Origin of the sequence: Pseudomonas azotoformans (assembly GCF_900103345.1) — a bacterium.
GTDB lineage: Bacteria > Pseudomonadota > Gammaproteobacteria > Pseudomonadales > Pseudomonadaceae > Aquipseudomonas > Aquipseudomonas azotoformans.
The window spans coordinates 3,469,236-3,481,455 of record NZ_LT629702.1 but is presented as its reverse complement, the minus strand read 5'-3'; the positions used below and the strand labels follow the sequence as shown (position 1 = coordinate 3,481,455).

The following is a 12,220-nucleotide window of genomic DNA, read 5'->3' as shown; positions in this document are numbered from 1 at the left end:
TCTACCGCATTCGCGAGCAAGCCCGCTCCCACATTAGATCTACAACATTTTTGAAGTCTTAGCGCGCGCCAGGATCCGCCACCAACCGCCCCGCATCCTTGGTCAGCGCTTGCAGGAATTCCTGCTGCAACTCGGGATCATTGCGCGTCAGTTCGATCAGGCTTTGTTCCAGTTCACTGGCTTCTTCTTCCAGGCCCAGCTCCGACAAGCGCTTGACCCGATGCACCCACTGGCTGACTTCGTCGTCTTCCAGATCGTCGTAGATCAGGCCGTGGGCTTCCAGCAACTTGCCGCGCAGGGTGCTGCTGATCGCCAGGGTCGAGTCCGAATGCACGTCGTCCTGGCCATCTTCCACGCTGATCTTCAAGGTGGTGACGCGGTTCAGGTCCTGCTCGGCAAATGGGCTGTCCAACAGGTTCAGGCGCAGGACGCCGTTGCGGTCGGTGGTCAGCTCATGGGTCTGCTTGCCGGCGGTGACCTGCACCGGGCGTTCGCTCCAGGGCAGGCTCGAATACTCCACGCGCTTGTCGCGCTGGACTTCATCGATACCCGCCAGGTTCTGTTGCGCGCGACCGTGGGATTGCACGTTCATGAACGGGTTGAGGCCGTCCACGCCATAGGTCAGCCAGTCATGGGTCATGCTGGTCGGCAGGTGGCCGAGGGCGAAGATATTCGCCACATTGGCACCCGCGCCCGCCACCAGGGCAACCGCACCCAATGGCATCTCGTAGAGCTTGCGCCAGGGCTGGTAGGGGGTATAGCGGTCGTAACGGCGGGTGACTTCGAACTCGGTGACCTCGAAGGTCTTCTGCTCGTGAATACGAACCCGACGTTGCGGCAGCTCCAGCACTTTGGGCTCGCCTACATCGATCTGCAGGCTGTGGTCTAGCAACTTACGCTCGACCCGCTCTTCGTGCTCACTGCGTTGCGACATCTGGTTGGCGCAGCCGCTGACCAGCAGGGCGCCGCACAAGGCGGCGCCCCCCAGGGCTCTGGTGTTTCGCTTGAACATGACTTCTCTTGATCTGGTTTTCAGCGACGAATACGCGCCTGAAGGAAAGACAGCACGTCAGCCACCGGTAACGGTTGGGCTTCGGCTTCGGTCCGGCTCTTGTATTCCAGATTGCCATCCGCCAGGCCGCGGTCACTGACCACGATCCGGTGCGGGATGCCAATCAGTTCCATGTCGGCGAACTTGATGCCCGGGCTGGTTTTCTTGTCCCGGTCATCCAGCAGCACTTCAAAACCAGCAGCCGTCAATTCGGCATACAGCTTGTCGGTGGCTTCGCGTACTTGCTCGGTTTCATAACGCAGCGGCACCAGCGCGATCTGGAACGGCGCCAGGGCGTCACTCCAGATGATGCCTTTCTCATCGTTGTTCTGCTCGATGGCCGCCGCAACCACGCGGGATACGCCAATGCCGTAGCAGCCCATGTCCAGGGTGATCGGCTTGCCGTTCTCGCCCAGCACTTCGCACTTCATCGCCTTGCTGTACTTGTTGCCCAGCTGGAAGATGTGCCCGACTTCGATCCCGCGCTTGATTTCCAGGGTGCCCTTGCCGTCCGGGCTTGGGTCGCCAGCTACCACGTTACGCAGGTCGGCCACGGTCGGCACCGGCAGGTCACGTTCCCAGTTCACGCCGAAGTAGTGCTTGTCGTCGATGTTCGCGCCGATACCGAAGTCGCTCATCAGCTCCACCGAACGGTCGATGATGATCGGCAGCGGCAGGTTCAGCGGGCCGAGCGAACCGGCACCGGCGCCAATGGCGTCGCGCAGTTCGGCGTCGGTGGCCATGACCAGCGGGCTGGCCACGCCAGGTTGCTGGGCCGCCTTGATTTCGTTGAGCTCGTGGTCGCCACGGATCACCAGGGCGATCAGCTTGCCTTCTTCCTCGGCGCGCACGATCAGGGTCTTGATGGTCTTTTCAATCGGTAGATTGAATTTTTCCACCAGGGCCGCGATGGTCTTGGTATCCGGCGTGTCCACCAGGCGCAGCTCTTCGGCCGGGGCTGGACGGGAAGTTTCCCGTGGCACGGCTTCGGCTTTCTCGATGTTCGCCGCATAGTCGGAACCGTTGCTGAACACGATGTCGTCTTCGCCGGACTCGGCCAGCACGTGGAATTCGTGGGAGCCGGCGCCGCCAATGGAGCCGTTGTCCGCCTCAACCGGGCGGAACTTCAGGCCCAGGCGCGTGAACACGTTGCAGTAGGCCTGGTGCATGCGGTCGTAGGTGACCTGCAAGGACGCCTGGTCAGCGTGGAACGAATAGGCGTCCTTCATGATGAATTCGCGGCCGCGCATCAAACCGAAGCGAGGGCGGATTTCGTCACGGAACTTGGTCTGGATCTGATACAGGTTCAGCGGCAGCTGCTTGTAGCTGCTCAGCTCGTTGCGCATCAGGTCGGTGATCACTTCTTCGTGGGTCGGGCCGGCGCAGAAATCGCGGCCATGGCGATCCTTGAAGCGCAGCAACTCAGGGCCGTACTCTTCCCAACGCCCGGATTCCTGCCACAGTTCAGCCGGTTGGGTGCTCGGCATCAACACTTCCAGAGAGCCGGCGGCGTTCATTTCTTCACGAACGATGGCTTCGACCTTGCGCATCACCTTCAAGCCCATGGGCAGCCAGGTGTACAGGCCGGAGGCCAGTTTGCGGATCATGCCGGCGCGCAGCATCAGCTGATGGCTGATCACGACCGCGTCGGAAGGCGTTTCTTTCTGTGTGGCGAGCAAATATTGACTGGTACGCATGGTAGGCCGTTGTCGGTTGCTTGGACTTGAAATGACTTGGGATTGTACGGGCGCCGGCTGCTGGAGTACAGGCATCAGAATGCAGAGGGGTATGTGGGAGGGGGCTTGCCCCCGATAGCGGTGGATCAGTAACACATAAGCGCCTGACAACCTGCTATCGGGGGCAAGCCCCCTCCCACATTGTCAGTCTTCGGCCGGGGGACTCAACCGCGCCCGCCGATTCTCCTGGAACCAGTGCAACGCGATCAGGAACAGCGTCGGCACGCCCAGCAGGCAGGTGATCAGGAAGAAATTGTGATACCCGAATTTCTCCACCATCACCCCCGAATACCCGCCGATCAGGCGCGGCAGCAACAGCATGATCGAGCTGAGCAGGGCATATTGGGTGGCGGAGAACTTGAGGTTGGTCAGGCTCGACAGGTAGGCCACAAAGGCCGAGGTCGCCAGCCCTGAGCTGAAGTTATCCAGGGAAATGGTGAAGATCAGCATCTGCAGGTCGGGACCCATGTCGGCCAGCATCACGAACAGCAGGTTGGTGCCAGCCGACGCCACACCGCCGATGAACAGGATCGGCAGGATGCCGAAGCGCACGATCAGCAGGCCGCCCATGCCCGCGCCGAGCAAGGTCATGATCAGGCCGAAGATCTTGCTGACCCCGGCGATCTGGTCCTTGGTGAAGCCCTGGTCGATGTAGAACACGTTGGCCATCACGCCCATCACGGTGTCGGACATGCGGTAGGTGGCGATCAGCCCCAACAACAATAGTGCCTGCCAGCGGTAGCGCAGGATGAAGTCGTTGACCGGTGTCAGCACCGGCGCGAGACCCCGGCGCCCCATGGCCGACAGGCACAGCGACGTGAGGGTGATATAGAGGATGGCGCGCAGGAAGGCGCGGTCTTCCATCAGCAGCTCCCACAGGCTGACGCCGTGGAATATCACGCTGCCGAAATCAGTGTTGAACAGCTGGGTAAACATCGCCGGCACCGATACCAGCAGCACGATCAGCACAAACACCGAGGCCAGTTGGTGCACGAAGCTGTAGCGCCCGGCCTGCAACTGGGTGCGCAGTGGCACATCAGGTTCGCGCATGAACAGCGTGGTCAGCAGCGCCGGGATCATCAGCACGCCGAACAGCACGTAGGTGCCGGTCCAGGCCGAGTGCTTGTAGTTGAAGCCGGTAGAGCCGAACCCTTCGGCAAAAAACAGTGCGCCTGCCGTGGCCAACAGGGCGGCGATGCGATAACCGGACATGTAGCTGGCGGCCAGCGCGGCCTGGCGACTGTCGTCGGCGATTTCCAGGCGGTAGGCGTCCACCGCGATGTCCTGGGTGGCGGAGGCGAAGGCGACGATAACGGCGATAGCGATCAGCCAGGACAAGTGTTTCTGCGGGTCGCAGAAGCCCATGCCGATCAATCCGAGGATCACCAGCGACTGGGCCAGCACCAGCCAGGAACGGCGGCGGCCGAGTTTACCGAGCAGCGGCAGGCGCCATTGGTCGAGCAGTGGCGACCAGACCCATTTGAAGGCGTACGCCAAACCGATCAGGCTCGCATAGCCGATGGTCTCGCGCGCCACACCGGCCTCACGCAACCACACTGACAGCGTCGAGAACACCAACATGTAAGGCAGGCCGGCGGCAAAGCCGAGCAACAACAGGACTAACGTCGAAGGGCTGGCATAGGCAGCGAGCGCGGCGCGCCAGGTTTTACGGGGCATGGGCTGGAGTCTGCCTCAGATTTGCGGAAACAAAGCGCGCACTCTAACCGCTGTGCTCTACCGGGCGCCAGCCATGGCGCTGAATATCCACGCGATTGTTGCGGACCGTGACGCCTTCGTCGCGCAAACGCGCCCGTTGTTCGTCGCCCGAGGCACTGCCCACCGGCAGACTTATCCGACCACCGGCACCCAGCACACGGTGCCAGGGCAACCGGGTGTCCTCGGGCAGTTGGCTCAACGTACGGCCCACCCAGCGTGCCGCGCGGCCAAGGCCAGCCAGGTGAGCCAGCTCGCCATAACTCACGACGCAGCCTTCGGGCACTTGCGCCAGGGTCAGGTACAGCGCAGTACGGCGCATCTCGGCGGGGCTTTGCGGGGACTCGGCAGGTTGGTTCATTGAGCGGCTATCCGTTGAAATCGTCGGCATAGTTGTAAGAAACGTCTGTAAACATGGCGACGAGCATTGAACTCGACCCCGATACTTGAGTCAGTCCTAGCTATCTAACACGATAATGCCTCCTTTTCGCCAACCTTGAGCCCCATACCCGCTTATGTTGTCCAGAACCCTGTTGTGCCTTGCTGTTTTCAGCGCCTCCACACCCTTGTTGGCCGATACCGTCTGGTTGAAGAACGGTGACCGCCTGACCGGCAAGATCAAGGTCTTCGACGGCGGCAAACTGTTGATCCAGACCGATTACGCCGGTGCCATCCCCGTGGACTGGAAACAGGTGAAAACCCTGGAAAGCGACCAGGAACTGCTGGTCAAGCAGGACGCCTACACTGGCGAGAAGGCCAAATCCCTGAAAGCGGCGGATGACGGCAAGGTGGTGTTGGCCAATGGTGAAGCGCCCAAGACGGTGGAGTTGGCAAGCATTCAGCAGATCATCAAGCCCAAGCCCGTGATCGAAGACCTGGTGTGGAAGGGCAACGTGGACATGGCGCTGGACTACAAGCGCGCCGACAAAGACACCAACGACTACGACATCGACTTCAAGACCACGGCGCGGCATGGCCAGTGGCGCCATACCGGCCAGGGCGAATACAACCGTGAGTTCCAGGACGATGTCACCACCACCGACAACTGGGCCCTGGAATACGACCTGGACCGTTTCCTCACCGAGCATTGGTTCTGGCAGGGACGCTTGACCTACAAGCGCGACAAGGTCGAAGACCTGTCCCGCCAACGCACCGTCGGCACTGGCCCCGGCTACCAGTTCTGGGATGATGAACTGGGCGCGTTCTCCCTCGGTTCGCTGGTCAACCGCACTGACTATGAATATGCCGAGGGTGGCAAAGACAACTTCTACTCGGTGGCCATGAAGTGGAACTACAACCGCTACTTGGTGGGCAAGACGGTTGAGTTCTTTACCAATGGTGAACTGGGCCGGCCGATTGATGGGCCCGTGGATTACTCCCTGGATGCGGAAATGGGCCTGCGCTACAAAGTCACCGAATGGGCCTCCCTCAACCTCAAGGCCGAGCGCGACATCATCAGCGGCGACTCCGAGAGCAGCCTGAGCAAGACCCGCTACACCGCTGGTTTCGGTGTGGCCTGGTAACACGGGCGTACAAAACCTGCTTGGCAACCTTTGCGGATATGATTACCTTGCGTTGAGATCCATTCCCATATGCCATGGGCGGCTGAATACCCGAGGAGTCATACGTTGAGCGCACAGGTTGCCAAGAACGCCCGAGAGCTGTTGCTCAAGGAATACCGTGGGGCTCTCTCCACTTTGTCCAAAGCCATGCCTGGCTTCCCGTTCGGCTCGGTTGTGCCTTACTGCCTCGACGAACAGGGCCGCCCGTTGATCCTGATCAGCCGCATCGCACAGCACACCCATAACCTGCAGAAAGACCCCAAGTGTTCGTTGCTGGTCGGTGAGCGTGAGGCCGATGACGTGCAGGCCGTCGGGCGCCTGACCTACCTGGCCGAAGCGGAAAAACTGGAAGAGGTCGACGCCATCGAGGCGGCGGCCGAGCGTTACTACCGCTACTTCCCGGACTCCGCCAACTACCATAAGGCCCACGACTTCGACTTCTGGGTACTCAAGCCCGTACGGCATCGCTACATCGGCGGTTTTGGCGCGATTCACTGGGTCGACCAGTTGACCCTGGCCAATCCGTTCGCCGGCAAGGCCGAGCGCAGCATGATCGAGCATATGAACAGCGATCACACCAAGGCCATTGCCCATTACGTCGATCTCAGCGGTTTGCCGACCTCCGAGCCCGCTCAATTAGCCGGCATCGACAGCGAAGGCATGCACTTGCGTATCGGCCAATCCTTATATTGGTTGCCGTTTGCGGAGCCTTGCAACACGCCGACACAAGTACGCGAAGCCCTGGTTTCATTGGCCCATGCCGAGGCCTGGCCGAAAAAAGCCACTGCTGACGCTTGAATTCACGAAACGGCGACGTCATCTAAGGTGGACTGGCAAGGCATTCTTGCGTTGAGGAACCATTTGATGCGCCCTTTTTTATTGCTCTTTCTGCTGTTTCCGGTGTTGGAGCTGTTCGTATTCGTTCAAGTCAGCAGCGCGATCGGGTTTTTCCCTGCCCTGTTGCTGATCATTCTCGGCTCGATGCTTGGCGTTCTGGTGCTGCGCGTCGCCGGCCTGGCCACGGCGCTACGTGCTCGTGAAAGCCTGAACCGTGGCGAGCTGCCCGCACAGACCATGCTTGAAGGCCTGATGATGGCCCTGGCCGGTGGCCTGTTGATCCTGCCGGGCTTCATCAGCGATGTGGTGGGCCTGGTGATGTTGCTGCCGTTCACCCGCAAGCTGCTGGCCGGCAAGATGCGCCAGCGCGCCGAAGAGGCGGCGATTCGCCAGCGAGCCTTTGCCGACGACCTGCAACCCCGTGGCGGCCCGGCCCCGCGCCAACCGCTGGGGCGTGAAGGCGATGTGATCGAAGGCGAGTTCGAACACCGCGACAGTAAATAACCGCTTCATTGGCACGGCACCTTCGGGTGCCGTGTTGCTTTCAACCGTTGGCGCCTGCAAAAAATTTCCGCCGCGGCCCCTTGTAATAAGCTAATGCGCCCTTATGTAACGGTCACCGCAAGGTTTCTGGTGGCGACACCAGACAGACTTCCGCGTCTTGCTTGGCGAGGCGCGACCGGCACCGCCGGAATACAACCCGCCGGTACAGACACCGGCCGATGAAAAACACAATTAGGAGAGATCGACAATGAGCAAGCTTCGTCCTCTGCACGACCGCGTCGTAATCCGTCGCAGCGAAGAAGAAAAGAAAACCGCCGGCGGGATCGTTCTGCCAGGTTCGGCTGCTGAAAAAGCCAACCACGGTGTGATCGTCGCTGCTGGCCCAGGCAAGACCCTGGAAAACGGTGAAGTGCGTGCTCTGGCCGTTAAAGTCGGTGACAAGGTTGTATTCGGCCCTTACTCCGGCAGCAACACTGTGAAAATCGACGGCGAAGACCTGCTGGTCATGGCTGAGAACGAGATTCTCGCCGTACTGGAAGCTTAATTTTCCCGCTCATTTTCCCGTTACTCCAAAGTATTTAAGGATTATCGATCATGGCTGCTAAAGAAGTTAAATTCGGCGATTCCGCCCGCAAGAAAATGCTCACCGGTGTCAACATCCTGGCTGACGCAGTAAAAGCGACCCTGGGCCCGAAAGGCCGTAACGTGATCATCGAGAAGAGCTTCGGCGCTCCGACCATCACCAAGGACGGCGTTTCCGTCGCCAAAGAAATCGAACTGGAAGACCGTTTCGAAAACATGGGCGCGCAGCTGGTTAAAGACGTTGCCTCCCGTGCCAACGATGACGCAGGCGACGGCACCACCACCGCTACCGTCCTGGCCCAGGCGATCGTCAACGAAGGCTACAAGGCCGTTGCTGCCGGCATGAACCCGATGGACCTCAAGCGCGGTATCGACAAGGCGACCATCGCCATCGTTGCCGAGCTGAAAAACCTGTCCAAGCCATGCGCTGACACCAAGGCTATCGCCCAGGTAGGTACCATCTCTGCCAACTCCGACAGCTCCATCGGCGACATCATTGCCGAAGCCATGGAAAAAGTCGGTAAAGAAGGCGTGATCACCGTTGAAGAAGGCACTGGCCTGGAAAACGAGCTGTCGGTTGTAGAAGGCATGCAGTTCGACCGTGGCTACCTGTCCCCGTACTTCGTCAACAAGCCGGAAACCATGGTTGCCGAGCTGGACAGCCCGCTGATCCTGCTGGTCGACAAAAAGATCTCCAACATCCGCGAAATGCTGCCAGTGCTGGAAGCCGTTGCCAAAGCCGGCCGCCCACTGCTGATCGTTTCCGAAGACGTTGAAGGCGAAGCCCTGGCGACTCTGGTTGTGAACAACATGCGTGGCATCGTCAAAGTCGCAGCCGTCAAGGCGCCAGGCTTCGGCGACCGTCGCAAGGCCATGCTGCAGGACATCGCCGTTCTGACCGGCGGTACCGTTATCTCCGAAGAGATCGGCCTGAGCCTGGAAAGCGCTACCCTGGAAAACCTGGGCAGTGCCAAGCGCGTGACCATCTCCAAGGAAAACACCATCATCGTTGACGGTGCTGGCGTAGAGCAGGACATCCAGGCTCGTATCACCCAGATCCGTGCCCAGGTTGCCGAAACTTCGTCCGACTACGACCGTGAAAAACTGCAAGAGCGTCTGGCCAAGCTGTCTGGCGGCGTTGCAGTGATCAAGGTTGGCGCCGGTTCCGAAGTTGAAATGAAAGAGAAGAAGGCCCGCGTTGAAGATGCCCTGCACGCAACCCGTGCAGCCGTTGAAGAAGGCGTGGTACCTGGCGGTGGCGTTGCGCTGATCCGTGCTCTGGAAGCCCTGACCAACCTGACCGGCGACAACGCTGACCAGAACGTCGGTATCGCTGTGCTGCGTCGCGCTGTTGAAGCGCCACTGCGCCAGATCGCTGCCAACTCCGGCGACGAGCCAAGCGTTGTGGTCAATGAAGTCAAGAACGGCAAAGGTAACTACGGTTACAACGCTGCGACTGGCGTCTACGGCGACATGATTGAAATGGGCATCCTGGACCCTACCAAGGTGACTCGTTCCGCGCTGCAAGCTGCAGCTTCCATCGGCGGTCTTATCCTGACCACCGAAGCTGCGATTGCCGACAAGCCTAAGGCTGAAGGCGCAGCTGGCGGCGGTATGCCAGACATGGGCGGCATGGGTGGCATGGGCGGCATGATGTAAGCCAGCCTTACCCGGCTCATAAAAAACCCCGCCTGCAGTGATGCAGGCGGGGTTTTTTTATGCCCGATCGAGCGTTCAGCCCATGCCGCCTCGTCGCAACAACTTCTTGAAGGTCATCCCTCTGGCGAGCGCCGAGGGCACACGTGCAGCGGACCACGGTGCAGACGTGTGGCCGAGCGGGCCTTGGGCAGACAGAGTCGCGGCTTTAGTGCGTGGCCTGGGTATGGGCCGCCGCCAGCGGCTGGACATGGTCACCTCGCCCAGCAGTTTAAGGGTGTGGGCGTCGTAGCCGGGCGACTTGATCGAACCAGGAAAGTCAGGCGCTGCGCGGCTCACGGCAGCCGCTTGGCTGGCCAGCAGTGAGCAGGCGACGATACACAGCGATAGCATCAACGTGGGTAAATGCTGTTTGGGGGGACGCATGAACGGGCTCTCCAACCGGGTCCAGAGGACGGGGCCCAGGGCTCAGGGGCAACCCTGGATCAGGTGGCGAGATTACGGAGAATGCCAGCGGTCCACTGTCACAGGCTGTAACACGAAGGTTACTGCGGGCGCAGTGGCAGGATCAGCGTCAGGCGTGCCCCGCCCAACGGGCTGCGCGCCACCGACAGCTCACCGCGATGCCATTGGCTGGCGCGCCTGGCCAGTGCCAGCCCAAGGCCGAAGCCGCCGGGCTCATCGCCGCCCATGGCCAGTCGTACAAACGGCTCGAATATCTTTTCGCGGTTTTCGGCCAGTATGCCGGGGCCGTCGTCGTCCACATGCAGCACCAGGTGCTGGTCATCCTGGCGGGCAGCACTGACGCTCACTTGGTCGCGGGCGTAGGTGATGGCGTTGCTCAACAGGTTGCGCACGATCAGATGCAACAAGGCGCGGTCGCCGATCAGTTGCAGGTCCGCTGGCTCGGTGTCCACGTTCAGCCGGCGCTGATGCCCGTCGAGCAAGGCAAACTCCTGATGCAACCAGTCACGGATAGGGATTGGCTCATGCTGCAGGTCGGCGGGCGCGCCGGCCATCCGGGCAAAGGCCAGGCTGGCGCGCACCAGGGCTTCAAGTTCTTCCACATCGGTTTGCAGGCGTTCCTGCAAGCGCGTGCGGGTAGCGGGATCGTCGCTTTTGCTCAGCAGGGTCAAGGCGAAGCGCATGCGGGCCAACGGTGTGCGCAACTCATGGGAGACGGCCTGGGAAACTTCCCGGTGGCGTTCGCTCATGGCGTTGATGTCTTGGGCGTGTTGCTGCAAGGTCTGCAGCACGGGCGCCCATTCCTTGCCCATGGCCGGCAGCATCGCGTTGGGCGTGCGAGCCAGGGTGCCCAGGCAGGCATCGAGCGCTTGCAGGTCGGCGCTACGCTGGCGGCGTGCACGCAGACCGAACCACATCCACAGCACCAGCGGCAGGGCGGCCACGCATGCGGTGATCCCATACACCGGGAATTGCAGCAGGTCCTTGACCTCGGCGGTTCCCCACATCGGGCCGAATTGGATCAGCGTTTTGTCGTCGAGCGGGAAATAGGTGATGTCTTCGTCGCTGCTCTGCGCCGGTTGCTGGTGTTGCAGCATGATCAGCGCTTCGGGCGGCAGTTCGACCTCACCCAGGGTGACGAGGCGGATCGGGTACTGGAAGCGCGCGCGCAGTACCTCCATACGGGCTTCACGCTGGTCAGCCGGCAAGGCCTTGAGCTGCTCCGCCACCAGATAGCCAGGCCCGGCCATCAGGCGCAAAAAGCTGTACTCGCCGACAAATACCGAGGCATTGGCGCACAGCCACAGCAAATACAGGGTCAACGCGCCCCAGCCGGTGCCTGCGAGAATCGCCATCCAGGGTCGCACTCTAGAGAACATGCCGGGCCTCTTGCGGTGTTTCGACAAACAGGTAGCCCTGGGCCGTGATGGTCTGGATCGTCACCGGGCAGCCCAGGCTCATCAGTTTTTTGCGCAGGCGCGACACGCGCATGTCCACCGAGCGATTGAGCCCGTCGTACTCCAGGCCGCGCAGGCTTTGCAGGAGTTTTTCGCGGGTCAGCAACACCCCGCAGTGGCGGGCAAAGATCGCAAGCAACTCGAACTCGGCCACCGAGAACTGCAAGGGCACCTCGTCGAGCCAGGCGAAATGGCTGTTGAGGTCCAACCGGAATGTGCCCCACTGGTAATACGCACGGGGCGCCTGGGGATGGCGACGCAGCAGCGAGCGGATACGCGCCAGCAACAACAGCGGGTCGACCGGCTTGACCACGTAGTCGTCCGCACCCACGTTGAACCCCGTCAGTTGCTCGGCGTTTTCGTCCAGCGCCGTCATCATCAGGATCAGGCCGGGGTACTCCTCGCGGATCTGTCGGCACAGGGTAAAACCGTCGATGCCGGGCAGCATCACGTCCAGGATCAACAACGCCGGTTTTTCGTCGAGAATGCGCTGGGCGGCCCGGTCGCCACGGTGTTCCACCGCCACGCTGAAACCTTCGGCGCGCAGGAATTCCGCCGTCAGGGCGGCCAGTGGGCGGTCATCTTCGATCAGCAGCAGGGTGTCGGACATGAAAGGGCGTCGTCGCCGGAGAATGGGCGCAAGTGTTACGCCCTTGC

Annotated in this window: 12 protein-coding genes; 5 read left to right on the top strand and 7 right to left on the bottom strand. The window is 61.1% G+C overall.

The features are described from left to right. Positions 1-58: 58 nt before the first annotated feature. The 4 genes from BLR69_RS15615 to BLR69_RS15600 all read right to left on the bottom strand — a co-directional run bounded on the left by BLR69_RS15615 (position 59) and on the right by BLR69_RS15600 (position 4,861). Complete coding sequence (locus BLR69_RS15615) at positions 59-1,012, bottom strand: hypothetical protein (RefSeq protein WP_071496478.1); 954 nt, start codon at positions 1,010-1,012, stop codon at positions 59-61. Positions 1,013-1,032: 20 nt separating this feature from the next. Beyond that, entirely contained in the window at positions 1,033-2,748 is a 1,716-nt protein-coding gene (locus BLR69_RS15610) for a proline--tRNA ligase (protein WP_071496479.1), read from the bottom strand. A gap of 183 nt (positions 2,749-2,931) precedes the next feature. Beyond that, the gene (locus tag BLR69_RS15605) at positions 2,932-4,464 is read right to left on the bottom strand and encodes an AmpG family muropeptide MFS transporter (RefSeq protein ID WP_071496480.1); all 1,533 of its coding nucleotides are present in this window, start codon (positions 4,462-4,464) and stop codon (positions 2,932-2,934) included. A gap of 43 nt (positions 4,465-4,507) precedes the next feature. Then, positions 4,508-4,861: an MGMT family protein gene (locus BLR69_RS15600; RefSeq protein WP_058423311.1), complete on the bottom strand. Its 354-nt coding sequence runs from the start codon at positions 4,859-4,861 to the stop codon at positions 4,508-4,510. Between the two features lie 154 nt (positions 4,862-5,015). Here BLR69_RS15600 and BLR69_RS15595 point away from each other — a divergent pair, with 154 nt between their 5' ends. From BLR69_RS15595 to groL, 5 genes are all read left to right on the top strand, one after another. Further along, complete coding sequence (locus tag BLR69_RS15595; protein WP_071496481.1) at positions 5,016-6,023, top strand: DUF481 domain-containing protein; 1,008 nt, start codon at positions 5,016-5,018, stop codon at positions 6,021-6,023. A 105-nt stretch (positions 6,024-6,128) separates the two neighbouring features. Next, entirely contained in the window at positions 6,129-6,860 is a 732-nt protein-coding gene (locus BLR69_RS15590) for a HugZ family pyridoxamine 5'-phosphate oxidase (RefSeq protein ID WP_071496482.1), read from the top strand. A 66-nt stretch (positions 6,861-6,926) separates the two neighbouring features. Further along, entirely contained in the window at positions 6,927-7,403 is a 477-nt protein-coding gene (locus tag BLR69_RS15585) for an FxsA family protein (protein ID WP_016975517.1), read from the top strand. 247 nt (positions 7,404-7,650) lie between these two features. Beyond that, complete coding sequence (locus BLR69_RS15580; RefSeq protein ID WP_071496483.1) at positions 7,651-7,947, top strand: co-chaperone GroES; 297 nt, start codon at positions 7,651-7,653, stop codon at positions 7,945-7,947. A gap of 50 nt (positions 7,948-7,997) precedes the next feature. After that, entirely contained in the window at positions 7,998-9,644 is a 1,647-nt protein-coding gene (gene groL, locus BLR69_RS15575; protein ID WP_071496484.1) for a chaperonin GroEL, read from the top strand. A gap of 75 nt (positions 9,645-9,719) precedes the next feature. On the opposite strand, the gene BLR69_RS30770 is transcribed toward groL, so the two are convergent. The 3 genes from BLR69_RS30770 to BLR69_RS15565 form a co-directional block, all read right to left on the bottom strand. Further along, complete coding sequence (locus BLR69_RS30770) at positions 9,720-10,067, bottom strand: hypothetical protein (protein WP_083401712.1); 348 nt, start codon at positions 10,065-10,067, stop codon at positions 9,720-9,722. A 119-nt stretch (positions 10,068-10,186) separates the two neighbouring features. After that, positions 10,187-11,485, bottom strand: coding sequence for a sensor histidine kinase (locus tag BLR69_RS15570; protein WP_071496485.1), 1,299 nt, complete (start codon positions 11,483-11,485; stop codon positions 10,187-10,189). Then, complete coding sequence (locus tag BLR69_RS15565) at positions 11,475-12,173, bottom strand: response regulator transcription factor (protein WP_071496486.1); 699 nt, start codon at positions 12,171-12,173, stop codon at positions 11,475-11,477. The genes BLR69_RS15570 and BLR69_RS15565 overlap by 11 nt, the downstream gene beginning before the upstream one ends. Between the last annotated feature and the right edge of the window lie 47 nt (positions 12,174-12,220).

Excerpts from the sequence above, each read along its gene's own strand:
- BLR69_RS15610 (WP_071496479.1), bottom strand. The coding sequence starts at position 2,748 with ATGCGTACCAGTCAATATTTGCTCGCCACACAGAAAGAAACGCCTTCC.
- groL (WP_071496484.1), top strand. The coding sequence starts at position 7,998 with ATGGCTGCTAAAGAAGTTAAATTCGGCGATTCCGCCCGCAAGAAAATG.
- BLR69_RS15605 (WP_071496480.1), bottom strand. The coding sequence starts at position 4,464 with ATGCCCCGTAAAACCTGGCGCGCCGCGCTCGCTGCCTATGCCAGCCCT.
- BLR69_RS15570 (WP_071496485.1), bottom strand. The coding sequence starts at position 11,485 with ATGTTCTCTAGAGTGCGACCCTGGATGGCGATTCTCGCAGGCACCGGC.
- BLR69_RS30770 (WP_083401712.1), bottom strand. The coding sequence starts at position 10,067 with ATGCGTCCCCCCAAACAGCATTTACCCACGTTGATGCTATCGCTGTGT.
- BLR69_RS15565 (WP_071496486.1), bottom strand. The coding sequence starts at position 12,173 with ATGTCCGACACCCTGCTGCTGATCGAAGATGACCGCCCACTGGCCGCC.
- BLR69_RS15595 (WP_071496481.1), top strand. The coding sequence starts at position 5,016 with ATGTTGTCCAGAACCCTGTTGTGCCTTGCTGTTTTCAGCGCCTCCACA.
- BLR69_RS15600 (WP_058423311.1), bottom strand. The coding sequence starts at position 4,861 with ATGAACCAACCTGCCGAGTCCCCGCAAAGCCCCGCCGAGATGCGCCGT.
- BLR69_RS15585 (WP_016975517.1), top strand. The coding sequence starts at position 6,927 with ATGCGCCCTTTTTTATTGCTCTTTCTGCTGTTTCCGGTGTTGGAGCTG.
- BLR69_RS15580 (WP_071496483.1), top strand. The coding sequence starts at position 7,651 with ATGAGCAAGCTTCGTCCTCTGCACGACCGCGTCGTAATCCGTCGCAGC.
- BLR69_RS15615 (WP_071496478.1), bottom strand. The coding sequence starts at position 1,012 with ATGTTCAAGCGAAACACCAGAGCCCTGGGGGGCGCCGCCTTGTGCGGC.